Origin of the sequence: Burkholderia sp. MSMB1589WGS (genome assembly GCF_001636105.1) — a bacterium.
GTDB classification, from domain to species: Bacteria; Pseudomonadota; Gammaproteobacteria; order Burkholderiales; family Burkholderiaceae; genus Burkholderia; species Burkholderia humptydooensis.
Map to the genome: position 1 here is coordinate 367359 of NZ_LNJT01000007.1, position 24301 is coordinate 391659.

The 24301-nt window shown below is 68.1% G+C and carries 19 protein-coding genes and 2 tRNA genes; 10 read left to right on the forward strand and 11 right to left on the reverse strand.

Annotated features, from left to right (window positions below; all coding sequences use genetic code 11):
• Positions 1-92: 92 nt before the first annotated feature.
• The 5 genes from WT16_RS09625 to WT16_RS09645 all read left to right on the forward strand — a co-directional run bounded on the left by WT16_RS09625 (position 93) and on the right by WT16_RS09645 (position 3889).
• Positions 93-1658 carry a protein adenylyltransferase SelO gene (locus WT16_RS09625; RefSeq protein WP_063533223.1) on the forward strand — a complete coding sequence of 522 codons (1566 nt, stop codon included), beginning with the start codon at positions 93-95 and terminating at the stop codon, positions 1656-1658.
• Between the two features lie 50 nt (positions 1659-1708).
• On the forward strand, positions 1709-2140 hold the full coding sequence (msrB, locus tag WT16_RS09630; protein WP_009911981.1) for a peptide-methionine (R)-S-oxide reductase MsrB: 432 nt from the start codon (positions 1709-1711) through the stop codon (positions 2138-2140).
• 97 nt (positions 2141-2237) lie between these two features.
• Positions 2238-2768: a septation protein A gene (locus tag WT16_RS09635; protein WP_063533224.1), complete on the forward strand. Its 531-nt coding sequence runs from the start codon at positions 2238-2240 to the stop codon at positions 2766-2768.
• Positions 2769-2770: 2 nt separating this feature from the next.
• Positions 2771-3085 (forward strand): BolA family protein, encoded by a 315-nt coding sequence (locus WT16_RS09640; protein ID WP_063533225.1) that lies wholly within the window; start codon positions 2771-2773, stop codon positions 3083-3085.
• Positions 3086-3109: 24 nt separating this feature from the next.
• Positions 3110-3889 carry a peptidylprolyl isomerase gene (locus tag WT16_RS09645; protein WP_015601097.1) on the forward strand — a complete coding sequence of 260 codons (780 nt, stop codon included), beginning with the start codon at positions 3110-3112 and terminating at the stop codon, positions 3887-3889.
• A gap of 130 nt (positions 3890-4019) precedes the next feature.
• Here WT16_RS09645 and purL read toward each other — a convergent pair whose 3' ends face one another.
• Positions 4020-8132 (reverse strand): phosphoribosylformylglycinamidine synthase, encoded by a 4113-nt coding sequence (gene purL / locus WT16_RS09650; RefSeq protein WP_063533226.1) that lies wholly within the window; start codon positions 8130-8132, stop codon positions 4020-4022.
• Between the two features lie 220 nt (positions 8133-8352).
• On the opposite strand from purL, the gene WT16_RS09660 reads away from it, so the two are divergent.
• From WT16_RS09660 to pgi, 3 genes are all read left to right on the forward strand, one after another.
• Positions 8353-9657: an FAD-dependent oxidoreductase gene (locus WT16_RS09660; protein WP_063533227.1), complete on the forward strand. Its 1305-nt coding sequence runs from the start codon at positions 8353-8355 to the stop codon at positions 9655-9657.
• Positions 9658-9702: 45 nt separating this feature from the next.
• Positions 9703-11298, forward strand: a complete 1596-nt coding sequence (locus WT16_RS09665) for an NAD(P)H-hydrate dehydratase (protein WP_063533228.1) — start codon at positions 9703-9705, stop codon at positions 11296-11298.
• 101 nt (positions 11299-11399) lie between these two features.
• The gene (gene pgi, locus WT16_RS09670; RefSeq protein ID WP_015601235.1) at positions 11400-13022 is read left to right on the forward strand and encodes a glucose-6-phosphate isomerase; all 1623 of its coding nucleotides are present in this window, start codon (positions 11400-11402) and stop codon (positions 13020-13022) included.
• A gap of 70 nt (positions 13023-13092) precedes the next feature.
• Here the strand turns inward: pgi and WT16_RS09675 are convergent, their stop codons facing one another.
• Positions 13093-13809: an ABC transporter ATP-binding protein gene (locus tag WT16_RS09675; RefSeq protein WP_063533229.1), complete on the reverse strand. Its 717-nt coding sequence runs from the start codon at positions 13807-13809 to the stop codon at positions 13093-13095.
• Here WT16_RS09675 and WT16_RS09680 point away from each other — a divergent pair.
• The gene (locus WT16_RS09680; protein WP_006026156.1) at positions 13808-14482 is read left to right on the forward strand and encodes an arylesterase; all 675 of its coding nucleotides are present in this window, start codon (positions 13808-13810) and stop codon (positions 14480-14482) included. The two genes, WT16_RS09675 and WT16_RS09680, sit on opposite strands and share 2 nt — an antisense overlap.
• A 230-nt stretch (positions 14483-14712) precedes the next feature.
• Here WT16_RS09680 and WT16_RS09685 read toward each other — a convergent pair whose 3' ends face one another.
• The 5 genes from WT16_RS09685 to WT16_RS09705 form a co-directional block, all read right to left on the reverse strand.
• Complete coding sequence (locus WT16_RS09685; protein WP_015602446.1) at positions 14713-16647, reverse strand: SurA N-terminal domain-containing protein; 1935 nt, start codon at positions 16645-16647, stop codon at positions 14713-14715.
• An 86-nt stretch (positions 16648-16733) separates the two neighbouring features.
• Positions 16734-16810 (reverse strand) — tRNA-Asp (locus tag WT16_RS09690).
• Between the two features lie 300 nt (positions 16811-17110).
• Positions 17111-17629, reverse strand: coding sequence for a carboxymuconolactone decarboxylase family protein (locus tag WT16_RS35570; RefSeq protein ID WP_308411156.1), 519 nt, complete (start codon positions 17627-17629; stop codon positions 17111-17113).
• Between the two features lie 81 nt (positions 17630-17710).
• Positions 17711-17944, reverse strand: coding sequence for a hypothetical protein (locus WT16_RS09700; RefSeq protein ID WP_063533230.1), 234 nt, complete (start codon positions 17942-17944; stop codon positions 17711-17713).
• A gap of 96 nt (positions 17945-18040) precedes the next feature.
• The gene (locus WT16_RS09705) at positions 18041-18535 is read right to left on the reverse strand and encodes a BCAM0308 family protein (protein WP_006026152.1); all 495 of its coding nucleotides are present in this window, start codon (positions 18533-18535) and stop codon (positions 18041-18043) included.
• Between the two features lie 93 nt (positions 18536-18628).
• Between WT16_RS09705 and WT16_RS09710 the strand changes: the two genes are divergently transcribed.
• Positions 18629-18964, forward strand: a complete 336-nt coding sequence (locus WT16_RS09710) for an HPF/RaiA family ribosome-associated protein (RefSeq protein WP_059934620.1) — start codon at positions 18629-18631, stop codon at positions 18962-18964.
• Between the two features lie 132 nt (positions 18965-19096).
• Here WT16_RS09710 and WT16_RS09715 read toward each other — a convergent pair.
• From WT16_RS09715 to clpP, 4 genes are all read right to left on the reverse strand, one after another.
• Positions 19097-19172, reverse strand: a tRNA-Val gene (locus WT16_RS09715).
• A gap of 310 nt (positions 19173-19482) precedes the next feature.
• Positions 19483-21903, reverse strand: coding sequence for an endopeptidase La (gene lon, locus WT16_RS09720; RefSeq protein WP_009911970.1), 2421 nt, complete (start codon positions 21901-21903; stop codon positions 19483-19485).
• 195 nt (positions 21904-22098) lie between these two features.
• Positions 22099-23370 carry an ATP-dependent Clp protease ATP-binding subunit ClpX gene (clpX, locus tag WT16_RS09725; RefSeq protein ID WP_004521258.1) on the reverse strand — a complete coding sequence of 424 codons (1272 nt, stop codon included), beginning with the start codon at positions 23368-23370 and terminating at the stop codon, positions 22099-22101.
• A 159-nt stretch (positions 23371-23529) separates the two neighbouring features.
• A complete protein-coding gene (gene clpP / locus WT16_RS09730; protein WP_006026149.1) occupies positions 23530-24183 on the reverse strand; it encodes an ATP-dependent Clp endopeptidase proteolytic subunit ClpP in 654 nt (217 codons plus the stop codon).
• Positions 24184-24301: the final 118 nt, after the last annotated feature.

Below are 24301 nucleotides of genomic sequence, written 5' to 3' on the forward strand. Positions count from 1 at the left end.
GTCTGCTGCAAGCGGCTCGGCGGCGCGCGGACGGCTTCGAGCGCGCCGCGCGGCGCGGACTTACAATATCGGCTAACTTACCGATCAGCAATATGTCGTTTTCCACAAGCGAAGCCGCACCGGCCGCCCCTCTCCCCGATCTCGCCGCGACGCTCGCCGCGCCGCGCGGCGACGCGTTCGCGCAGCTCGGCGGCGCCTTCCTGACCCGGCTGCCCGCCGCGCCGCTGCCCGCGCCGTACGTCGTCGGCTTCTCCGACGAAGCGGCGCGCATGCTCGGCCTCGATCCCGCACTGCGCGACGCGCCCGGCTTCGCCGAGCTGTTCTGCGGCAACCCGACGCGCGACTGGCCGCCAGCGTCGCTGCCATACGCGTCGGTCTACTCGGGCCACCAGTTCGGCGTGTGGGCGGGCCAGCTCGGCGACGGCCGCGCGCTCACGATCGGCGAGCTCGCGCACGACGGCCGCCGCTACGAGCTGCAACTGAAGGGCGCGGGCCGCACGCCGTATTCGCGCATGGGCGACGGCCGCGCGGTGCTGCGCTCGTCGATTCGCGAGTTCCTGGGCTCGGAGGCGATGCACCACCTCGGCATCCCGACGACGCGCGCGCTAACCGTGATCGGCTCGGACCAGCCGGTGATCCGCGAGGAAATCGAAACGTCGGCGGTCGTCACGCGCGTCGCGGAAAGCTTCGTGCGCTTCGGCCATTTCGAGCACTTCTTCGCGAACGATCGGCCCGAGCAGTTGCGCGCGCTCGCCGACCACGTGATCGACCGTTTCTACCCGGCCTGCCGCGACGCCGACGATCCATATCTCGCGCTCCTCGCGGAAGTGACGCGGCGCACCGCGGAGCTCGTCGCGCAATGGCAGGCGGTGGGCTTCTGCCACGGCGTGATGAACACCGACAACATGTCGATCCTCGGCGTGACGATCGACTACGGCCCGTTCGGCTTCATCGACGCGTTCGACGCGAAGCACGTCTGCAACCACTCGGACACGCACGGCCGCTACGCCTACCGGATGCAGCCGCGCATCGCGCACTGGAACTGCTTCTGCCTCGCGCAGGCGCTCTTGCCGCTCTTCGGCCTCGATCGCGACGCGCCGAGCGAAGACGCGCGCGCCGAGCGCGCGGTCGAGGACGCGCACGCGGTGCTCGGCCGCTTCCCCGAGCAATTCGGCCCCGCGCTCGAGCGCGCGATGCGCGCAAAGCTCGGTCTCGCGCTCGAGCGCGAAGGCGACGCGGCGCTCGCGAACCAGTTGCTCGAGATCATGGACGCGAGCCACGCCGATTTCACGCTGACGTTCCGCCATCTCGCGCGCGTGTCGAAGCACGACGCGCGCGGCGATGCGCCCGCGCGCGATCTCTTCATCGATCGCGACGCATTCGACCGCTGGGCGAACCTCTACCGCGCGCGCCTGTCGGAAGAAGCGCGCGACGACGCGGCACGCGCGGCCGCGATGAACCGCGCGAACCCGAAATACGTGCTGCGCAACCATCTCGCGGAAACGGCGATCCGCCGCGCGAAGGAGAAAGACTTTTCCGAGATCGAGCGCCTTGCGGCCGTGCTGCGCCGCCCGTTCGACGAGCAGCCGGAGCACGACGCGTACGCCGCGCTGCCGCCCGACTGGGCGAGCACGCTCGAAGTGAGCTGCTCGTCGTGAAGCCGCAGCCGCCGCGCGCGTTGCGCATGAATCCATCAGGAGAATCGAAGATGTCAGGAGATCGAGACGACCGGCGTTATCCGTATCAGGAGGACGACGCCGAGCTGCGCCGCCGGCTCACGCCGCTGCAATACGAGGTCACGCAGCGCGCGGCGACCGAGCGGCCGTTCACCGGCGAGTACACGGACACCGAGGACGCGGGCATCTATCACTGCGTCGTCTGCGGCACCGCGCTCTTCGAGTCGGGCGCGAAATACCATTCGGGCTGCGGCTGGCCCAGCTACTTCAAGCCGATCGACGGCGAGGTGATCGACGAGAAGATGGACTACACGCACGGCATGACGCGCGTCGAGGTGCGCTGCAACCAGTGCGGCGCGCATCTCGGCCACGTGTTCGAGGACGGCCCGCGCGACAAAACCGGATTGCGGTACTGCATCAACTCGGCTGCGTTAAACTTCGAGGCTAAACCCGAGCGGAAGTGAGCCCGGGCCGGCCGTGGAGCCGGCCGGCCCGCGCGCCGCGACGGGGCGTCCCTACAACGGTGGCGGGTCACGCGCCCGCCACGCAGCCGCGAGCACCATGAAATTCCTGTTCGATCTGTTCCCGATCATTCTGTTCTTCGCCGCCTTCAAGCTATGGGGCATCTTCACGGCAACCGCCATCGCGATCGCCGCGACGCTCGCGCAAGTGGCGTGGGTCGCGTTCCGGCATCGGAAGGTCGACACGATGCTGTGGGTGAGCCTCGGCGTGATCGTCGTGTTCGGCGGCGCGACGCTCGTGCTGCATGACGAGAAGTTCATCCAGTGGAAGCCGACCGTCCTCTACTGGCTGTTCGCGGTCGGCCTCGTGGCCGCGCGCTACGCGTTCGGCAAGAACCTGATCGAGAAGATGATGGGCAAGCAACTGACGCTGCCCGAGCCGGTCTGGGACAAGCTGAACCTCGCGTGGGCCGCGTTCTTCGCGGCGCTCGGCGTGACGAATCTGTACGTGGTGCGCAACTTCACCGAATCGCAGTGGGTCAACTTCAAGCTGTTCGGCACGACGGGCGCGATCGTCGTCTTCGTGATCCTGCAAAGCCTCTGGCTCGCGAAATACCTGAAGGACGAGTGACGATGAGCGACACCTTCCTGCACGCCACGCCGAGCGAGCGCATCGCGCTCATCGAGGCACGGCTTACCGCCGCGCTCGCGCCCGCGTCGGTCCATGTGCGCGACGATAGCGCGCAGCACGCGGGCCATGCGGGCGCGGCCGCTGGCGGCCACTACACGGTCACGATCGTGTCCGCCGCGTTCGCCGGCAAGAGCCGCGTTGCGCGACATCGGCTGGTGTATGATGCGCTCGCCGACGCCATGCAGCGCGGCGTTCACGCGCTTGCGATCGTTGCGTACACGCCAGAAGAATATCCTGAGTCTTCCCGTTCTCATTAAGTCCGTCTCATTAGGAACTTCCCGATGATCCTGAAATCTCCCCGCCTGTGGGCCGCGGCAGCCGCTCTCGCAGCCGCTCCCGCTTTCGCCCAGAACATCGCCGTCGTGAACGGCACGCCGATTCCGAAATCGCGCGCAGACGCGATGATCGCGCAGCTCGTCCAGCAAGGTCAGCAGGACACGCCGCAGCTCGAGCAGGCGGTGCGCCAGGAGCTCGTCAATCGCGAGATTCTGATGCAGGAAGCGATCAGGCGCGGGATTCCGAATCGCCCGGACGTGAAGGCGCAGATCGTCGTCGCGCAGCAGACCGCTGTGCTGCGCGCGCTGATCGAGGATTTCCTGAAGAAGAACCAGCCGAGCGACGCCGAGCTGAAGGCGCGCTACGACGAGCTCGTGAAGAACGCCGGGGGCCGCGAATATCACCTGCACCATATCCTCGTCGACAACGAGCAGCAGGCGAAGGACCTGATCGCGAAGATCAAGGGCGGCGCGAAGTTCGAGGATCTCGCGAAGCAATTCTCGAAGGACCCGGGCTCGGCGAAGAACGGCGGCGATCTCGACTGGTCCGATCCGAAGGCGTACGTGCCGGAGTTCGCGGCGGCCGCGCAGCAGTTGCAGAAAGGCCAGATGACGGACGCGCCGGTGAAGACGCAGTTCGGCTGGCACATCATCCGCGTCGACGACGTCCGCAGCATCACGCCGCCGCCGTTCGAGCAGGTCAAGCAGCAGATCGCGCAGCAGATGGTCCAGCAGAAACTGCAGACGTTCGAGGAAGGCCTGCGCCAGCAGGCGAAGATCCAGTAACGCTCGCCGGCCTCGGCGCCGCGCATCGCGCGCGGCCATGCATCGCAAAAAAACCGCTCCCCCCGAGCGGTTTTTTGTTTGCCGCAAAAAGCGAAGCGCCGGCGGCAATGCGCGCGGCACGGGCCGCCGCTTAGCCGATCCAGCGGCGCGCGTTGCGGAACACGCGCAGCCACGGGCTCGCCTCGCCCCAGCCTTCCGGATGCCAGCTCATCGTCACCGTGCGATGGACGCGCTCCATGTGCGGCATCAGCACCGTGAAGCGGCCGTCCGCCGTCGTCACCGACGTGATGCCCGCGGGCGAGCCGTTCGGGTTGAACGGATAGCGCTCGGTCGCGCCGCCGCGATGATCGACGTAGCGCATCGCGACCGCGACGCGGCTCTGATCGCCCTGCTGCGAGAAGTCCGCGTAGCCTTCGCCATGCGCGACCGCGACCGGAATCCGCGAGCCTTCCATGCCGGCGAAGAAGATCGACGGCGAGCTCTGCACCTCGACGAACGACAAGCGCGCCTCGAACTGCTCGGACTTGTTGCGCGTGAACTTCGGCCATGCATCCGCGCCCGGAATCATCGACGCGAGGCTCGACATCATCTGGCAGCCGTTGCAGATGCCGAGCGCGAACGTGTCGGGGCGCGCGAAGAACGCGGCGAACATGTCGGCGAGCCTGTCGTTGAAGCGGATCGTCTTCGCCCAGCCCTCGCCCGCGCCCAGCACGTCGCCGTACGAGAAGCCGCCGCACGCTACCGCGCCCGCGAAATCGGCGAGCGTCGCGCGGCCGGCGAGCAGGTCGCTCATGTGGACGTCGTGCGCGTCGAAGCCCGCGCGGTCGAACGCATAGGCGGTTTCGAGATGCGAATTCACGCCCTGCTCGCGCAGGATCGCGACGCGCGGCCGCGCACCCGCCGCGGTCGCAATGAACGGCGCGGCGATATCCTCCGCCGGATCGAACGTCAGCACGGGCGCGAGGCCCGGATCGCCGGCGTCGAGAACCGCGTCGTACTCCGCGTCCGCGCACGCCGGATTGTCGCGCAGCCGCGCGATGCGCCAGCTCACCTCGCTCCACGCGCGCTGCAGTTCGACGCGCGGCGCTTCGTAAATCTTCTTCGCGTCGCGGTACACCTCGATCGCATCGGTCTCGTTGACCGCGCCGATCACGTGCGAGCACGCGGACAGGCCATGCTCGCGCAGCGCGCCGAGCACCGCGTCGCGGTCCGCCGCGCGCACCTGGACGACCGCGCCGAGCTCCTCGGAGAAAAGCGCGCGGATCGTGCGGTCCTCGCGGCGGCCGCTCGTCTGCTTCGCCCAGTCCTTCGCGTCGCCGTAATCGGATTCGTGCTGCGCATCGAGCGTCAGCATGTCGACGTTCAGCGACACGCCCGCGTGCCCCGCGAACGCCATTTCGCAGACGGCCGCCCACAGACCGCCGTCCGAGCGGTCGTGGTACGCGAGCAGCTTATTCCGCGCGTTCAGCGACTGGATCGCCGCGAAGAAGCGCTTCAGGTCCTCCGGATCGTCGACGTCGGGCGTTTCGTCGCCCACCTGCTGCGTGACCTGCGCGAGAATGCTGCCGCCCAAGCGATGCTTGCCGCGGCCGAGATCGATCGCGATCAGCACGCTCGCGCCGACGTCGGCGACGCGGCGCAGTTGCGGCGTCAGATGGCGGCGCACGTCCTCGACGGGCGCGAACGCCGAGATGATCAGCGACACCGGCGCGACGACTTCCTTCGCGACGCCGTTGTCGTCCCACTTCGTCTTCATCGACAGCGAATCCTTGCCGACCGGAATGCCGATGCCGAGCGCTGGGCACAGCTCCATGCCGATCGCCTTCACGGTGTCGAAGAGCTTCGCGTCCTCGCCTTCGGTGCCGCACGCAGCCATCCAGTTCGCGGACAGCTTCAGCTTGTCGAGCGACGCGATCGGCGCGGCCGCGATGTTCGTGATCGCCTCGCCGACCGCCATCCGGCCCGACGCCGGCGCGTCGATCACGGCGAGCGGCGTGCGCTCGGCCATCGTCATCGCCTCGCCCGCGAAGCCCGCGTAGTCGAGCGCGGTGATCGCGCAATCGGCGACGGGCACCTGCCACGGGCCGACCATCTGGTCGCGCACCGACGTGCCGCCGACCGTGCGGTCGCCGATCGTGATGAGGAACGACTTGCTCGCGACGCTCGGGTGCCTGAGCACGTCGCGCGCGACGTCGGCGAACGAGAGGCCCGTCACGTCGACGCCCGCGCGCTCGACGGCGACGCGCTTCACGTCGCGGTGCATGCGCGGCGGCTTGCCGAGCAGCACGTCCATCGGCATGTCGACCGGATGCCCGGCCGCGCCCGTCGCCTCGTCGTCGACGAGCTGAAGCCGGCGCTCGTCGGTGGCGACGCCGACAACCGAGAACGGACAGCGCTCGCGCGCGCAGATCGCCTCGAAGCGCGGCAGGTCGGCGGGCGAAATCGCCAGCACGTAGCGCTCCTGCGCCTCGTTCGACCAGATCTCGCGCGGCGACAGCCCCGACTCCTCGAGCGCGACCTTGCGCAGTTCGAAGCGCGCGCCCTTGCCCGCGCCGTCGACGATCTCGGGGAACGCGTTGGACAGGCCGCCCGCGCCGACGTCGTGAATGCTGAGAATCGGGTTTTGATCGCCGAGCTGCCAGCAGCCGTTGATCACTTCCTGCGCGCGGCGCTCGATTTCCGGGTTGCCCCGCTGGACGGAATCGAAATCGAGCTCGGCCGTGTTCGCGCCCGTGGCCATCGAGCTCGCCGCGCCGCCGCCCATGCCGATCCGCATGCCGGGGCCGCCGATCTGGATCAGCAAGGAGCCTGCCGGCACGTCGTGCTTGTGCGTGTGCGCGTCCGAGATGTTGCCGATGCCGCCCGCGATCATGATCGGCTTGTGATAGCCGCGCACCTGGCCGCCGACGTTCTGCTCGTACACGCGGAAGTAGCCGCCCAGGTTCGGCCGGCCGAATTCGTTGTTGAACGCGGCGCCGCCGAGCGGGCCGTCGATCATGATCGACAGCGGCGACGCGATCCGGTCCGGGCGGCCGTACGGCGCGTGCGGCTCGTGCGCGTCGCGCGCGCCTGCCGGCCGCGCGGCGTCGCGCGCGTTTTCCCACGATTCGCGCGCGCCCGGCAGATCGAGGTTCGACACCGTGAAGCCCGTCAGGCCCGCCTTCGGCCGCGCGCCGCGGCCCGTCGCGCCTTCGTCGCGGATCTCGCCGCCCGCGCCCGTCGCGGCGCCCGGAAACGGCGAGATCGCGGTCGGGTGGTTGTGCGTCTCCACCTTCATCAGCGTGTGCGTGAGCTCGGTGTGGCGGCCGTAGCGCTCGGCAGGCGCATTGGCGGGCGTATTGGCGGGCGTATTGGCGAGCCCATTCGAGCCGTTCGCGCCGCGCGGGAACCAGCGCTCCGCCTGCGCGCCCATCATGATCGACGAGTTGTCCGAATAGGCGACGATCGTGCCTTGCGGGCTCATCTTCTCGGTGTTGCGGATCATCGCGAAAAGCGACATGTCCTGCGCTTCGCCGTCGATCGTCCACTGCGCGTTGAAGATCTTGTGGCGGCAGTGCTCGCTGTTCGCCTGCGCGAACATCATCAGCTCGACGTCGGTCGGGTTGCGCTCGAGCTTCTTGAACGCGTCGACGAGGTAGTCGATCTCGTCGTCGGCGAGCGCGAGGCCGAGCTCGACGTTCGCGCGCTCGAGCGCGGCGCGGCCGCGGGCGAGCACGTCGACCGTCGCGAGCGGCTTCGCCGGCAGTTCGTCGAACAGGTGCCGCGCGTCGTCGCGCGACGCGACGACGCTCTCGGTCATCCGGTCGTGCAGCGCGGCCGCGACCGCCGCGCGCGCGTCGGCGGCGAGCGCCTTCTTCGCGCCGACGCCGAGGAGGCCCGCCTTCAGCGTCACCGTGAACTCGATGCCGCGCTCGATCCGGCGCACGCGCGCGAGGCCGCAGTGCTGCGCGATGTCGGTCGCCTTGCTCGCCCACGGCGACACGGTGCCGAAGCGCGGCAGCACGACGAAGGTCTCGGTCGCGCCCTTCTCCGCGGCGGGCTCGAACGGCGCGCCGTAGTGCATCAGCGCGCCGATGCGCGCGTCGTCGTCCGCGGTGAGCGGCTCATGTGCGTTGACGAAATGCAGATACTGGCCGCGAACCGCGACGATGTCGCCGTCGATTTGCTTGAGCGCGTCGAGCAGGCGGGTTTGACGGAAATCGGAAAGCGCCGAAGCACCGGGAAAACACGAGAAGTGAGCCATGGGCTGGACTGACGTCGATGAGTCGCGCAAGCTGGCGACGTGGGGCGTAAGGAAGGCCGTAATTATACCCGGAAGTCGCCCGCCGAACGGCCGCCCGCGCGCGCCGCATCGGCCGGCGCGCTTCATTTGGCGCTATCATGCGCGCTTCACCGGGCCGCGCACGGCCCGCCACGCAAGATCCTCAATCGGGCCGTATGCGGCGCCCGACATCGAATCGAACATGGATGTAATCGTCATCGGCGGCGGCATCGCCGGCATCGCCACCGCCTACCAGTTGCGCGCGGCCGGCCATCGCGTGTGCGTCGTCGAGCGCCACGCGACGGTCGCGCAAGGCGCGACCTACGGCCAGGGCGGCACGCTGCTGCCGACCCCGCTCGACGTCTGGTTCGGCCCGACCTTCATGCGCGAGCGGCGCGCGCAGAAGAGCGGCGTCGTCTACAAGCCGGGCCTCGACGGCGCGCTGCGGCGCTTCACGCGCCGCCTCGACGCGCTGCGCGAGCCCGCCGCGTTCGCCGCGCAGTACGCGAGGCTGCGGCCGCTCGTCGAGCTGTCGCGCGAGGCGATCGCCGACGTCGAGGCGCGCTTCGGTCTCGAATTCGAACAGAAGAGCGGCGTGCTGCACGTCGTGCGCGACGCGGCCGAATGGGACGCGACGCAGCCCGCGCTCGACCTGATGCGCGACCTCGGCCTGCCTTACGAGACGCTCGCGCCCGAGGCGTGCGCGGCGCTCGAGCCGTCGATGCCGGCCGATCCCGCGTTCGCGGGCGGCGTGCTGTTCGCGCAGGAGCGCACCGCGAACTGCCCGCTCTTCGCGAAGCTCGTCAAGCAGGTGCTCGACGAGCGCGACGTGCAGTTCCGGCTCGGCCGCGCGGTCGCCGCGATCCGCACCGACGCGACGCGCGCGGCCGTCGAGCTCGCGCCCGACCCGGCCGATCCGCGCGCGGCGAAATCGAAGGAAGTCGACGTGATCTCGGCCGACGCGATCGTCGTCGCGGCGGGCACGGAAAGCCTCGCGCTCGTCGAGCCGCTCGGCGTGCGCGCGCCGCTGCATCCGGTGCGCATCCACACGCTGACGGCGCCCCTCGCGTATGAGGAGCACGCGCCGCATCTGAGCATCGTCGACTCGGTCAAGCGGATCGCGATCACGCGGCTCGGCCAGCGGCTGCGGATCGGCGGCGGCGCCGTGCTGCAAAGCGCGCGGGATCTCGCGCGGCCGCTGCCCGAGCCGCTGTCCGAGGCGGCGCTCACCCTCCTCGGCCAGGCGACGCACGACTGGCTGCCCGGCGCGGCGAAGATCTCCGCCGCGCGCGCGTGGCAAGGCGCGAAGCTGCTGTCGCCGGACGGCCTGCCCGTCGTCGGGCCGACCGCCGATCCGCGGGTCTTCGTCAACTTCGGCCACGGCCCGGCGGGCTGGGGCCTCGCGTTCGGGTCTGCTAAAGTGGTGGCAGATGACCTCGGCGGCAGCGCGCAGCGCGTGCCCGCCGACACGCTCGCCGCGCTGCGCGCGGAGCGCTTTGCCACCTGACGCCGTTGCCGCCGCGCGCGGGCGGCGCGTGATCGCGAGCCGCCCATGATCCTGTCCGCCGATTCCCCCCTGCCCCATTCGTCCGAACCGTTCGACTTGCCGCCGCTTCACGCGAGCGAGCCGCTTCTGACCATCGCCGAGCTGCGCGACATCGAAACCGCGGCGGCCGCCGCGCTGCCGCCCCACACGCTGATGGAACGCGCGGGCAAGTCGGCCGCGCAATGGCTCGCGGCACGGCTCGTCAGCGATCCGCGGCCCGTCTGGTTCGCGGTCGGCCCCGGCAACAACGGCGGCGACGCGCTCGTCGCCGCGGCCGAGCTGCGCCGGCTCGGCTTCGCGGCCGACGCCTGGATGCCGATCGAAGTGAAGCCCGGCGACGCGCGCTGGGCGCTAGAGCGCGCGCGCGCGGCGAACGTGCCGATCGACGAGGCGGCGCCCGAATCGTTCGACGGCTACGGCTGGCTCGTCGACGGCCTGTTCGGCATCGGGCTCGCGCGGCCGCTCGACGGCGCGTTCGCCGCGATCGCGCAGCGCATCGCGGCGCGCGCGCGGCGCACCGGCCGCGTGCTCGCGCTCGACGTGCCGAGCGGCCTCGACAGCGACACCGGCACGCGCGTCGGCGGCGGGAGCGCCGTCGCGGCCACCGACACGCTGTCGTTCATCGCCACGAAGCCCGGCCTCTACACCGGCGACGGGCGCGACCTCGCGGGCGAGATTCACGTCGCGCCCCTCGATCTCGGCGAGCCGCCCGCGCCCGCGATCCGGCTGAACGCACCCGGGCTCTTCGATGCGCGCCTGCCGCCGCGCGCGTTCGCGTCGCACAAGGGCACGTACGGCAGCATCGCGATCGTCGGCGGCGACACGGGCATGTGCGGCGCGCCGATCCTCGCCGCGCGCGCGGCGCTCTTCGCGGGCGCGGGCAAGGTCCACGTCGGCTTTGTCGGCGCGGGCGCGCCGCCGTACGATCCGCCGTATCCGGAGCTGATGCTGCATCCGGCCGACGCGCTGCCGAGCGCGTCGCTCACCGCGCTCGCGATCGGCTGCGGGCTCGGCGCGAGTGAGCGGGCCGCGCGCACGCTCGCGGCGCTGCTGCCGCTCGATGCGCCGAAGCTCGTCGATGCGGACGCGCTGAACCTGATCGCGAACACGCCCGCGCTCGCCGACGCGCTCGCCGCGCGCGGCCGCGCGGGTGACGCCGCCGTCCTCACGCCGCATCCGCTCGAAGCCGCGCGCCTGCTCGCCACCGACGCGGCCGCCGTCCAGCGCGACCGTATCGCCGCCGCGCGCGCGCTCGCCGCGCGCTTTTCGGCGGTCGTCGTGCTGAAGGGGGCGGGCACCGTGATCGCGGCGCCCGACGGCCGTATCGCGATCAATCCGACCGGCAACGCGGCGCTCGCCACGGGCGGCACGGGCGACGTGCTGGGCGGCCTGATCGGCGCGTTTCTTGCGCAGCGCATGCCGCGCTACGAAGCGGCGCTTGCCGGCGTCTATCTGCACGGGCTCGCCGCCGAGCGGCTGTGCGCGGCTGGCGCGGGCCCCGCGGGCCTCGCCGCGGGCGAGCTCGCGGCCGCCGTGCGCGTGCTCGTCAATCGGCTGTTTTATACGCGACCCGCCGCACCGGGCGAAGCGCCGCTATACTGATCGTCCCGCCGCCCAGGCGGGCTCCTCGTCCGCCTGCATGCCGCGCGCCGGCGCGCAGGCGCAGCCCTCCCCCGGTTCATGCTGTTTCGCTCCTGATTGCCATGACGCTGAATTCGCTCCCCGTTTGGCCCGCGCTGCAAGCGCACTACGAAGAGATCCGCGACGCGCATCTGCGCGACTGGTTCGCCCCCGCCAACGATCGCGCGCCGACGCGCGCCGAACGCTTCACGTTCGAAGGCGGCGGCCTCGCCGCCGATTTCTCGAAGAACCGCATCACCGACGCGACGCTCGCCCTCCTCGTGCAACTCGCGCGCGAAGCGGGCGTCGAGGCGCGCCGCGACGCGATGTTCGCGGGCGAAACCGTGAATCCGACTGAAGGACGCGCGGCACTGCACACCGCGCTGCGCGCGAATGCGCCCGACGCGCCGTTTCACGCGCAGGTCGCGGCCGAGCGCGCGAAAATGGCGCGCTTCGCCGACGCGGTGCGCAGCGGCGCATGGAGGGGCCACACCGGCAAGCGTATCCGCCACGTCGTGAACATCGGCATCGGCGGCTCGGACCTCGGGCCGAAGATGGTCGTCCACGCGCTGCACCACGTCGCGACGCCCGACATCGCGACGCACTTCGTGTCGAACGTCGACGGCGCGGACCTCGCGCGCGTGCTCGAGCAGATCGATCCGCAGGAAACGCTCGCGATCATCGTGTCGAAGACCTTCACGACGCTCGAGACGATGACGAACGCGCGCTCGCTGCGCGACTGGTTCGTCGCGAACGGCTGCCCGGAGAGCGCGCTCGCGAAGCACTTCGTCGGCGTGTCGGCGAATCCCGCCGAGGTCGTCAGGTTCGGCATCGCCGAGGCGAACGTGTTCGAGATGTGGGACTGGGTCGGCGGCCGCTATTCGTTGTGGTCGGCGGTCGGCCTGTCGATCATGATCGCGATCGGGCCCGAGCGCTTCGACGAACTGCTCGCCGGCGCGCACGACATGGACGAGCACTTCCGCACCGCGCCGCTCGAGCGCAACCTGCCGGTACTGCAGGGTCTCGTCGGCATCTGGTATCGGAATTTCTTCGGCGCGCAGAGCTATCTCGTCGCGCCGTACTCGGAGGCGCTGCATTACCTGCCGTCGTACCTGCAGCAGCTCGAGATGGAGAGCAATGGCAAGTCCGCGCGAATCGACGGCGCGTTCGTCGATTACCCGACGTCCGCCGTCACGTGGGGCGAGCCCGGCACGAATGGCCAGCACGCGTTCTTCCAGATGCTGCACCAGGGCCCGACGCTCGTGCCGATCGATTTCATCGCGGTGCTCACGCCCGAGCATCCGCTCGCGAGCCATCATCCGAAGCTGCTCGCGAACTGCTTCGCGCAGAGCGAGGCGCTGATGCTCGGCCGCACGCTCGACGAAGCGCGCAAGATCGCCGGCCCGACCAAGCCCGAGCTCGCGCCGCACCTGACGTTCCCCGGCAACCGGCCGACGACGACGCTTCTCGTCGACGCACTCACGCCGCGCACGCTCGGCGCGCTGATCGCGCTGTACGAGCACAAGGTGCTCGTACAGGCGGCGGTGTGGAACATCAATCCGTTCGACCAGTGGGGCGTCGAGCTCGGCAAGATTCTGGGCAAGGTCGTCGAGGCGGACCTGACGGCCGCGCAGGCCGATCCGGCGAAGCACGATTCGTCGACGTCGGCGCTGATCGCGCGCGCAAGGAAGGCGTTGGGCGAATAACGCATGCGCCCACGCGGGCGGCGGCGAGAGCGCGGCCGCTGCGCTCGTGCGGCTCGGGGCGCGCGCCGCGTCAGCTCGCTTGCTGCCGCGCGCGTTCCGCGCCGCGCAGATGCCCCGCTTCGAGCACGACCGTCGCCCCGCAGCGGCGCGCGAGCTCCGGATCGTGCGTGACGAGCACGAGCGTCGCGCCGTGCGCGCGATTGAGCTCGAACATCAGATCGATGACCGCATGGCCCGTCGCCGCATCGAGGCTGCCCGTCGGCTCGTCGGCGAACAAGAGCGCCGGACGCGTGACGAACGCGCGCGCGAGCGCGACGCGCTGCTGCTCGCCGCCCGACAGCAGCTTCGGATAGTGCCCCGTGCGGGCGCCGAGTCCGACCTCTTCGAGCAGCGCGCGCGCGCGCTGCGCAGCCTCGCGCGCGCCGACGCCGCCCTGCAGCTCGAGCGGCAGCATCACGTTCTCGAGCGCGGTCAGATGCGGCATCAACTGGAACGACTGGAACACGAAGCCCACGGCGCCGTTGCGCAGCGCCGCGCGCGCGTCCTCGTCGAGCCGGCCGAGATCCTGACCGAACAGGCGAACCGTGCCCTCGGTCGCGCTGTCCAAGCCGGCGAGCAGGCCGAGCAGCGTCGACTTGCCCGACCCCGACGCGCCGACGATCGCGACGCTCTCGCCCGCGCGGACCGTCAGGTCGATGCCGTCGAGGATCGTCAGCTCGCCTGCGGCATCGGCGACACGCTTGCACACATTCCGCACTTCGATGATCGGATCGGTAATCTTGAGCATGAAACGCACATTTCACTGGAAGGTCGGCGCGACGCTCGCCGTGATCGTGGCGCTCGCGGGCGCGGCATCCGCCGCAACGAATGCCGCGCCCGCGCCGAACGCCAACGGCAGCAAGCCGGTGATCCTCGTGCTCGGCGACAGCCTGTCGGCCGAGTACGGCCTGCCGCGCGACACGGGTTGGGTCGCGCTGATGCGCGCGCGCCTCGCGGCCGAGCGAATCGATTATAACGTCGCGAACGCGAGCATCTCCGGCGACACGACGAGCGGCGGCCGCGCGCGGCTGCCCGCGGCGCTCGCGCGGCTCAAGCCCGCCGTCGTTGTCGTCGAGCTCGGCGCGAACGACGCGCTGCGCGGCGTGCCGCTTGCCGCGACCGAAAGCAACCTGCGCGAGATCGTCGCGCAGGCACGGCAGGCACGCGCGCAGGTGCTGCTCGTCGGCATGTACGTGCCGGCGAACTACGGGCCGGACTACACGCAGAAATTTCACGGCGTCTACACGGCGCTGTCGAAGGAAATGCGCGTGCCGCTCGTGCCGTTCCTGCTCGCCGGCATCGAAAACAAGCCCGACATGTTCCAGGCCGACCAGATCCATCCGACGCAGGCCGCGCAGCGCCAGTTGCTCGACAACGTGTGGCCGACCCTCAAGCCGCTGTTGCGGACGTCGGCGCGCTGACCGCGCCGCGCCGGCGCTCGATGCGTCGATGCGGCGATTCGTCTGTCCGTCGACCGTCTCGGACCGGCCGATGCCGTCAGACAGCCGCTTCGGCTTCGCGCCCCGCATCGCCCGGCGCGAAACCCGACCCCGAACACCCGGCCCCGCACACCCGCCGAAACGAAACAGCCCCGCGCGATGGCGGGGCTGTTCCTTCTCGAACGAGCGCGCTGGCGCGCCGTCGTCCGCCGTCAGTTCGAGCCGTCCTGCGCGCCGCCGGCGGTCGAGCCGTACAGCTTGACCTTCGAGCGAGCGCGCAGCGACGCGAGATACGCTTCCGTCTCGCTTTGCGCATACACCTGCGCGAGCTGCTGCTGAGCGGCCGCGAGACGCTGATCGTCGGCGGGCGCAGCCGCGACCACCGAATTCACGCGGAAGATCGCATAGCCGTCGTTGCCGAGATCGACGCCGACATAGGCAGGCAACGTCTTCGGATCGACCTTGTAGATCGCGCTGACGGCCGCCGGCGGCAAGCCGTGCGCCTGCGTGCGCGAGATCTTGTCGGCCGCGGCGAAGCCCGCCGTCGACTTCGACTTGCGCAGCTCCGCGAGCTTCGCTTCGCCGTCCTGCTTCGCGAGACGCGCCGCCTCGTCGGCAACCACCTTCGCGCGCACCCGGTCCTTGATCGCGTCGAGCGCGGGCACGGTCGACGGCTGGTGATTCGTCACGCGCGCGGCGATCAGCGTGTTGTTGCCGACGTCGATCGCCTGCGTGTTGTTGCCGTTCTTCACCGAATCGGCGGCGAACACGGCCGCGAGGAACTTCGCGTTGTTGAGCGGGCTGTCGGGCGGCAGCGCCGGGTTCGGCTGCGGCGACACCGCAGCGGTCTGGATCGTCAGCTTGTACTTGTCGGCGGCGGGCTGCAGGCTCTTCGCCTTCTCGTAGACGGTCGACGTGAAGCCTTCCGCGTTGTCGGCGAACGCCTTCGCCGCGAATTGCTGCTTCAGGTCCGCCGCGATCGAATCCTTCACTTCGGCGAGCGGCTTCACGACGGCCGGCTTCACGTCGGTCGCCTTCAGGATGTGAAAGCCGAAGTCGCCCTGCACGACGCCGCTGACTTCGTCCTTCTTCAACGCGAACGCGGCATCGTCGAACGCTGCGCCGCCCGCCGTCGAGCCGCGCGTGATGAAGCCGAGATCGCCGCCCTTCGCCGCCGACGGCGCGTCCTGCGAGTTCTTCTCGGCGATTTGCGCGAACTGGTCCGGATGCGCCTTCACTTCGGCGAGCAACTGCTCGGCCTTCGCCTTCGCGGCGGCCTTGTCGGCCGCGCTCGCGTCCTTCGCCGCCGCGATGAAGATATGGCTCACGCGCACTTGCGCATCGGTGCGGTAGTGCGCGATGTTGTCGTCGTAGTACTTCTTGATGTCGATGTCGCTCGGCTGCGCCGCCGCAACGGCCGCCGCCTGCGAGTAGACGAGATACTGGATCGTCGCCGTCTCGCGCGTCGCGAACGCCTGCTTGTGCGCGTCGTAGTAGGCGGAGATCTGTGCGTCGGTCGGCTGCACCTTCGCCGCGTAGTCGGCCGGCTTCAGCACCATCGGCTGCACTTCGCGCTGCTGCTCGGCAAGTTCGGTCAGACGGCGCGCGATGCTCTTCGGCGTGAACGCGCTCGCCACGATGCTGGCCGGAATCTGCTGCAGCGCGAGGTTGTAGCGCACGCGCTCCTGGTATTGATCGGGCGTCATGCCCTGCATCGCGAGCATCTGCGTGTAGCGCTCGGCGTCGAACGAGCCGTCCGGCTTCTTCAGCGACGCGATCACGGGGTCGCTCAACAGCGTCTGGCGCACCGCGCCGTCCGACGCGGTCAGATGCAGGCGCTGCGTCTCGTCGGCGAGCGCGCGCTGCTGGATCAGCCCGTCGAGGAGTTGCTGGCGGCGCTCCGGCGTATCGAACGCCTTCGCGTCGAACTGCGCGCCCAGCATCTGGCGCGCCTGGTCGACCTGCTGGCGCAGCATGCCGTCGAATTCGGCGCGCGTGATCTTGTGCCCGTTGACGGCCGCGACGTTCGCGTTTTCGTCGAAGAACCCACGGAAACCCTGAATGCCGACGATCCCTAGCCCCGGCAGCACGATCAGGAGCAGGAAGAACATCATCAGGCGCTGGTGATTGCGAAAGAAATCGAGCATGCGTGACGGCGTGAACTGGACAAAACGCCCGATATTACAACAGCAGGCAAGAAAAAAGGCGAACCGGAGTTCGCCTTTCGGGATGATGGCGGAGCGGACGGGACTCGAACCCGCGACCCCCGGCGTGACAGGCCGGTATTCTAACCGACTGAACTACCGCTCCTTGGTCTTGCTTGCGTGCAGGGCCGCGCAACCTTGCGGCGCGCCGAGGCGCCGATCGAAGGCGCGCCCGGCCGGGCCCAGCAGCTACCGCGACAGCGCGGCAATCCGCCATGGTATCCGAAGTTGTCGCCTGCACGCAATATCGACGTGCCTGCAGATCACGATCGATAAACTTCAGGTTCTCGGGCCCGAAACTTCGGCGCGGATCGCGCAGCCGCCTCGGCATTCTCGCGGCGCCTTCGCCCACCATGCGCCGGCGGCCCGCCGACCACGAAGACACACGGGCGAAAAACCGTGACGCTCAATCGGGATCGTCGACAGTCGCCGTGCCGGCCAGCACCGCATCGGGCGGCACGGGCGGCTCCGCCGCGGCGGCCGAAAACTGCTCGAGCGCCTCGTAGACGTGACACGCATAGACGACGGCCGGCCCGCCGCCCATCATCACCGCGACGCCCGCGGCGTCGAGAATCTCGTGATCGGATGCGCCCGCGCGCAATGCTTCGTGCACGTAGTAGCCGATGCAATCGTCGCATTGCGTCGCAACCGCGATCGCGAGCGCGATCAGCCGCTTGCCGCGCTCATCGATCGCGCCGGCCGCGAGCGCCGGCTGATGCATCCGGGAGAATCCGTCGAGCGTCGGCCCGAGCGGGCTGTTCGCCAGCTTGCCCAGCGTCAGTTGAAATTCGTGATATTGCTCGGGATAGGTCTTGCTCATCATCGGTCTCCATGCGGCCCGTCGAGGCCGGCCGCAGCATGTCCGCGCCACGCATCGCGCGCTCGCCGATGCCGGCGCGCGCCCGGCAAGCCCCGGCAAAACCATTGCACGGCACGGCCGAATCGCGACGATGCGTTCGCCACGAACCGATTGTCGGCGTGCGGGCGCGCTACCGATTGACGCATGTCAACACGGCGCGGCGCATCGGAAGTTCACGTTTGGGCGCACCTGGAGCCGAACCATCGCGCGAGAGGCGGCAGGCGGCATCCACGAACGCCGAATCGCCGAACTCAACGCGCCGAGACGCGGCAACCGCCCAAAAGAAAGAAGAAGCAAATTGGCGATCTCGATCGCCTTGTCGCGCACCCAGGGCGTCATGTTGCGCATCGACGCCGGATAGCGATCGACGGTCCACGGCATGTTGCCTCCACACCCGACAGCGAATGGTTGGAACCCCTTCGAACGTGCGGCTCGCCCCGGGGCCCCGGGCGGCGCACACGCGACGCCCGCGAGTCGCTATCGACGCCAATACGCCCGCACGAGCTGCTCGTCCGGACTGTATTTCAGGTCGAGCGAGCCCTGATACGCGGACTTCAGCGCCGAGCCGAGATTGCGCGCCAGATGGACATCGGTCGTGGTCACGACCGTCGCGCCGTCGTCCGTGTCGATCGACATAATCCGCTGCATCGGATGCTCGGCCCGCGCCTGTTCCTCGCGACTGCGGAGCAACTGGAGCAGCTCGGACCAATGCTCGCTCGCAAACGGCCCGTCGATATGGAGATAGCCGGCCGGCATGTTCTCCGCGCTGCGCCGACAGGCGCCGCATAGATGCTCGTGCGCGCCGTCGGGACGCGCGAGCCACTGCCAGCGCCCGGCGCTGAAGACCGCGCCGCAGGTGGGGCACACCGTCGGCTCGTGCAGTTTGCGACGCATCGCATAGGGATCTTGCGCGAGGCCAGGATAGACCTCTTCGTGACTGCCTGCCTTGAAAGGCCGCGTGCGACGGTTCATGGAGACGCTCCTTGCATGATGCCGAACGAGTGCAACGACAGCTCCAGCCTATGGCGGCCGCTCGCGCCCACGTTGACCTGAGTCAACGAAGCCATGCCGGGCGCCCGGGCAGGCGCAATGCGCGCCGCGATGCGCATGCCCGCGCAACCGATCGACGTTGATCGGCGTCAAACCGCCATTCGCGCCGCGACGAACAATGAAGGCGTCGCCGCCCGCCAGGTCAGCGTGATCCTCGACGACAAGCACAAGCACCAGCGCAAGCCCTTCGACGTGCACGTCGACGTGACGATTCCGGGGATCGAGATCGTGTCCAATCGCGAGTCCGACGAGGACGTGTACGTCGCGCTGCGCGATGCGTTCGGCAATGCCGAGCGAATGCTCGACGATGCGGTGAGCAAGCGCCGCGACCGGGCGAGACAGTCCGCGTAGCGGCGCGCGACCAAGAACACCGCCGGCGACGTCCCAAAAAAGCAAAAACCCGCAAAGCCAATCGCCATGCGGGTTTCGATTACTGCTGCAATCTTCTTCGAGCTGCGTCGAACGCGTGTCGCGAAACGGAAATGGTGGGTGCTGAGAGGCTCGAACTCCCGACCTACGCCTTGTAAGGGCGCCGCTCTACCAACTGAGCTAAGCACCCGCTCCGGATTCACGCCGTTCTCGATTGGAGCATCGCACCCCTCACGCAGCGAGCCCAATAGTTTAGCGCAACCTTCCCCTCTTTACCAGCGCCAAATTCTGATCCGCACCCGGCCCGTCCGCCGCTACTCGTGCGGAAGAAACACGCCGGCGGCGCATCGCGCGAGAAAAACTCGACCCGAAGCAGGAAGTCGCACTCGCCGCCAGCAGCCAACCCACCGATACCAACGCCCACCCGCCGCGCAAAAACAAAGCCCACGGCCTTGCGGCCGTGAGCTTGTTCGGTGAAACGCAACCGCTCGCGCGTGCGCTCAGTGCTTGACGACTTCGGTCGATCCGGCTTCCTTCGCGGATTCCGCGACAGGCGCCGCCGCCTTCGCCTCTTCCTCGGGCAGCGCGTTCGGCAGACGTTCGAGCGCGAGCTCGAGCACCTTGTCGATCCAGCGGACCGGCACGATCTCGATCGCGTTCTTCACGTTGTCCGGAATGTCGGCGAGATCCTTCACGTTCTCTTCCGGAATCAGCACGAGCTTGATGCCGCCACGGTGCGCGGCGAGCAGCTTCTCCTTCAGCCCGCCGATCGGCAGCACTTCGCCGCGCAGCGTGATCTCGCCCGTCATCGCGACGTCGGCGCGCACCGGAATGCCCGTCAGCACCGACACGAGCGCCGTCGTCATCGCGATGCCGGCGGACGGACCGTCCTTCGGCGTCGCGCCTTCCGGCACGTGGATGTGGATGTCCTGCTTCTCGAACGCCTCATCCTTGATGCCGAGCCGGCGCGAGCGCGAGCGCACGACCGAGCGCGCGGCCTCGACCGATTCCTTCATCACGTCGCCGAGCGAACCCGTGCGGATCACGTTGCCCTTGCCGGGCATCACGGCCGCCTCGATCGTCAGCAGATCGCCGCCCACCTCGGTCCATGCGAGACCCGTGACCTGGCCGACCTGGTTCTCCTTCGCGGCAAGACCGAAATCGTACTTGCGCACGCCGAGGAACGTATCGAGGTTCTCGCCGTCGACCTTGACCGCACCCGATGCCTTCTTCAGCAGCAGCATCTTCACGACCTTGCGGCAGATCTTCGACACCTCGCGCTCGAGCGAACGCACACCGGCTTCGCGCGTGTAGTAGCGGATAATGTCGCGGATCGCCTGCTCGGCGACCTCGATCTCGCCTTCCTTCAGGCCGTTGTTCTTCTTCTGCTTCGGCAGCAGGTAGCGCTGCGCGATGCTGACCTTCTCGTCCTCGGTATAGCCCGACAGGCGGATCACTTCCATCCGGTCGAGGAGCGGCGGCGGAATGTTCAGCGAGTTCGACGTCGCGACGAACATCACGTCCGACAGGTCGAAATCGACCTCGACGTAGTGATCGGCGAACGTGTGGTTCTGTTCCGGATCGAGCACTTCGAGCAGCGCCGACGACGGATCGCCGCGGAAATCCATCCCCATCTTGTCGACTTCGTCGAGCAGGAAGAGCGGATTGCGCACGCCGACCTTCGACAGGCTCTGCAGGATCTTGCCCGGCATCGAGCCGATGTAGGTCCGGCGGTGACCGCGAATCTCGGCCTCGTCGCGCACGCCGCCCAGCGCCATCCGGACGAACTTGCGGTTCGTCGCGCGCGCGATCGACTGGCCGAGCGAGGTCTTGCCGACGCCCGGAGGCCCGACGAGGCAGAGGATCGGCGCCTTCACCTTGTCGACGCGTTGCTGCACCGCAAGATACTCGAGGATCCGTTCCTTGACCTTCTCGAGGCCGAAGTGATCCTCGTCGAGGACCTTCTCGGCGTTCGCGAGATCGTTGTTGACCTTGCTCTTCTTGCGCCACGGCAGCGCGATCAGCGTGTCGATGTAGTTGCGCACGACGGTGGCTTCCGCCGACATCGGCGACATCAGCTTCAGCTTCTTGAGCTCGGCATCGGCCTTCTTCTTCGCTTCCTTCGGCATGCGCGCGGCGTTGATGCGCTTCTCGAGTTCCTCGAGATCCGCGCCCTCCTCGCCTTCGCCCAGTTCCTTCTGGATCGCCTTGACCTGCTCGTTCAGGTAGTACTCGCGCTGGCTCTTCTCCATCTGGCGCTTCACGCGCCCGCGGATGCGCTTCTCGACCTGCAGGATGTCGATCTCGGCCTCGAGCTGCGCAAGCAGGTGCTCAAGACGCTCGATGACCGGGAACATCTCGAGGATGTGCTGCTTCTGGTCGAGCTTGAGCGGCAGGTGCGCGGCGATCGTGTCCGCAAGACGGCCCGCCTCGTCGATGCCCGACAGCGATGTCAGGATCTCGGGCGGAATCTTCTTGTTCAGCTTCACGTACTGGTCGAACTGCGAGACGATCGCGCGGCGCAGCGCTTCCGTCTCGGCGCTGTCGGCGTGATCCGGCTCGAGCGGCATCACCTCGCACGAGAACTGCGTCTCCTGCTCTTCGATCGACAACGCCTGCGCGCGCTGCAAGCCCTCGACGAGCACCTTCACGGTGCCGTCGGGCAGCTTCAGCATCTGCAGGATGTTCGCGATGCAGCCGACGTCGTACATGTCCTTTTCGGTCGGCTCATCCTTCGCAGCAGTCTTCTGCGCGACGAGCATGATGTGCTTGCCGCCCTCCATCGCCACTTCGAGGGCCTTGATCGACTTCGGCCGGCCCACGAAGAGCGGAATCACCATGTGCGGGAAAACGACGACATCCCGCAGCGGCAGCAGTGGGAGCGTAGTGCGTTCCGGCGGGAGAAGTTGGGTGCCTGACATTTCATTTCCCCATGAGTGGAATCAATTGTTCGGTAAGTAAGGCCGGCATAGCGGATTGCAAGCCTTCAGCGCGTGGGAAATATTCAGTAAAAAAGTTACCGTACGGTACGAGTCAGAGTTACCCACAAGATAAACGAAAAAAAGCCGTTCACGATTCCATGAACGGCTTTTTTGCACACGAAACGTCAAAGCCGGTCAATTCGAACCCGCCACTTTCGGCGTGTCCTCATAGATGAGTAACGGCTTACCGTCTCCTTCGATGACATTGTCGTCGATGATCACCTTGCTGACCCCCTTGAGGGTCGGCAATTCGTACATCACGTCGAGGAGCGCCTGCTCGATGATCGAGCGCAGCCCGCGCGCGCCCGTCTTGCGGCGAATCGCCTTGCGGGCGACCGCCTGAAGCGCGTCCGGACGAATTTCGAGTTCGACCCGCTCCATCGCGAACAGCTTCTGGTATTGCTTGACGAGCGCGTTCTTCGGCTCGACGAGAATCTTCATCAGCGCGGCTTCGTCGAGCTTGCCGAGCGTCGCGACGACGGGCAGCCGGCCGATCAGCTCGGGGATCAACCCGAATTTGATCAGGTCTTCCGGCTCGACCTCGCGCAGCACCTCGCCCGCGTCCCGCTCCTGCTTGCTCTTCACGGTCGCGCCGAAACCGATGCCCGTCTTCTCGGTGCGATCGGTGATCACCTTCTCCAGGCCGTCGAACGCGCCGCCGCAGATGAACAGGATGTTGGTCGTGTCGACCTGGATGAAATCCTGGTTCGGATGCTTGCGGCCGCCCTGCGGCGGCACCGACGCCATCGTGCCCTCGACGAGCTTCAGCAGCGCCTGCTGGACGCCCTCGCCCGACACGTCGCGGGTGATCGACGGGTTGTCCGACTTGCGGCTGATCTTGTCGATCTCGTCGATGTAGACGATCCCGCGCTGCGCCTTCTCGACCTCGTAGTTGCAGTTCTGCAGCAGCTTCTGGATGATGTTCTCGACGTCCTCCCCGACATAGCCGGCTTCCGTCAGCGTGGTCGCGTCGGCGATCACGAACGGCACGTTCAGCAGGCGCGCGAGGGTCTGCGCGAGAAGCGTCTTGCCGGAGCCCGTCGGGCCGATCAGCAGGATGTTGCTCTTCGACAGCTCGACGTCGTCCTTCTTGTCGAGATGCTTCAGGCGCTTGTAGTGGTTGTACACGGCGACGGCGAGGATCTTCTTCGCGCGCTCCTGGCCGATCACGTACTGATCGAGGATGTCGCGAATCTCCTGCGGGCTCGGCAGGTCGGATTTGGACAGGCTGGCTTCGACACCCGCCGCGGCCGCTTCGTCCCGGATGATCTCGTTGCACAAATCGATGCATTCATCGCAGATGAACACCGACGGCCCCGCGATGAGTTTCTTCACCTCATGCTGGCTTTTGCCGCAAAACGAGCAATACAACAGCTTCTCGCTGTTCGAACCTTTCTTGTCCGCCATGAATGTAGAGCCTCCGGACACGTGAGTTACATGATACGCCGTTTGTCCCCGGCACCATGACCTGGTAAATACTCGGGAAACGCCGGCATGTTCTTTTGCCGCAGATGCTCGGGGCGCGTGGCGGGCGCCGCTCCTATTGGGGCGGCACCCCACTAAAGCTTACGGACGCTTCGTCGACACGTGGTCGATCAGCCCATACGCCTTCGCATCTTCGCTGGACATGAAATTATCACGGTCGGTGTCGCGCGCGATGCGCTCGACGTCCTGACCGGTATGGTGGGCGAGCAGGTGGTTCAGGCGGTCCTTCAGGTAGAGGATCTCGCGCGCCTGGATCTCGATGTCCGACGCCTGGCCGCGCGCGCCGCCGAGCGGCTGGTGGATCATCACGCGCGCGTTCGGCAGCGCGTAGCGCTTGCCCTTCGCGCCCGACGCGAGCAGGAACGCCCCCATGCTGGCCGCGAGGCCCATGCAGAGCGTCGACACGTCCGGCTTCACGAACTGCATCGTGTCGTAGATCGCCATCCCCGCCGACACCGAGCCGCCCGGGCTGTTGATGTACAGGCTGATGTCCTTGTCGGGATTCTCGCTTTCGAGGAACAGGAGCTGCGCGACGACGAGATTCGCCGTCTGGTCGTTGACCTCGCCGACCATGAACACGATGCGCTCTTTCAGGAGCCGCGAGTAGATGTCGTACGAACGCTCGCCGCGGCCGCTCGTCTCGACGACGATCGGCACGAGCCCGAGCGCTTGCGCCTCGAAATCCCGCGGGGCTTGCGAAGCCAACGTGTCCAGCAATTGAGCGCGATTAATCATTCAATGAGCCTTGTCCGAGAATGAGTATTGAACGGCAGGAAACGAGCCGGGGAGCGTCGCACACGCGGCGCGGCGCCGCGCCGATGAAAAAACGGCGTGCGGGCCGTCGTCGCTCCGA

Coding starts and splice junctions, on each gene's coding strand:
- purL (WP_063533226.1), bottom strand. CDS start 8,132: ATGGCTCACTTCTCGTGTTTTCCCGGTGCTTCGGCGCTTTCCGATTTC.
- WT16_RS09700 (WP_063533230.1), bottom strand. CDS start 17,944: ATGCCGTGGACCGTCGATCGCTATCCGGCGTCGATGCGCAACATGACG.
- WT16_RS35570 (WP_308411156.1), bottom strand. CDS start 17,629: ATGGTTTTGCCGGGGCTTGCCGGGCGCGCGCCGGCATCGGCGAGCGCG.
- WT16_RS09645 (WP_015601097.1), top strand. CDS start 3,110: ATGATCCTGAAATCTCCCCGCCTGTGGGCCGCGGCAGCCGCTCTCGCA.
- WT16_RS09705 (WP_006026152.1), bottom strand. CDS start 18,535: ATGAACCGTCGCACGCGGCCTTTCAAGGCAGGCAGTCACGAAGAGGTC.
- WT16_RS09680 (WP_006026156.1), top strand. CDS start 13,808: ATGAAACGCACATTTCACTGGAAGGTCGGCGCGACGCTCGCCGTGATC.
- WT16_RS09665 (WP_063533228.1), top strand. CDS start 9,703: ATGATCCTGTCCGCCGATTCCCCCCTGCCCCATTCGTCCGAACCGTTC.
- WT16_RS09640 (WP_063533225.1), top strand. CDS start 2,771: ATGAGCGACACCTTCCTGCACGCCACGCCGAGCGAGCGCATCGCGCTC.
- WT16_RS09635 (WP_063533224.1), top strand. CDS start 2,238: ATGAAATTCCTGTTCGATCTGTTCCCGATCATTCTGTTCTTCGCCGCC.
- WT16_RS09710 (WP_059934620.1), top strand. CDS start 18,629: ATGCCGGGCGCCCGGGCAGGCGCAATGCGCGCCGCGATGCGCATGCCC.
- WT16_RS09685 (WP_015602446.1), bottom strand. CDS start 16,647: ATGCTCGATTTCTTTCGCAATCACCAGCGCCTGATGATGTTCTTCCTG.
- WT16_RS09625 (WP_063533223.1), top strand. CDS start 93: ATGTCGTTTTCCACAAGCGAAGCCGCACCGGCCGCCCCTCTCCCCGAT.
- msrB (WP_009911981.1), top strand. CDS start 1,709: ATGTCAGGAGATCGAGACGACCGGCGTTATCCGTATCAGGAGGACGAC.
- lon (WP_009911970.1), bottom strand. CDS start 21,903: ATGTCAGGCACCCAACTTCTCCCGCCGGAACGCACTACGCTCCCACTG.
- clpP (WP_006026149.1), bottom strand. CDS start 24,183: ATGATTAATCGCGCTCAATTGCTGGACACGTTGGCTTCGCAAGCCCCG.
- WT16_RS09675 (WP_063533229.1), bottom strand. CDS start 13,809: ATGCTCAAGATTACCGATCCGATCATCGAAGTGCGGAATGTGTGCAAG.
- WT16_RS09660 (WP_063533227.1), top strand. CDS start 8,353: ATGGATGTAATCGTCATCGGCGGCGGCATCGCCGGCATCGCCACCGCC.
- clpX (WP_004521258.1), bottom strand. CDS start 23,370: ATGGCGGACAAGAAAGGTTCGAACAGCGAGAAGCTGTTGTATTGCTCG.
- pgi (WP_015601235.1), top strand. CDS start 11,400: ATGACGCTGAATTCGCTCCCCGTTTGGCCCGCGCTGCAAGCGCACTAC.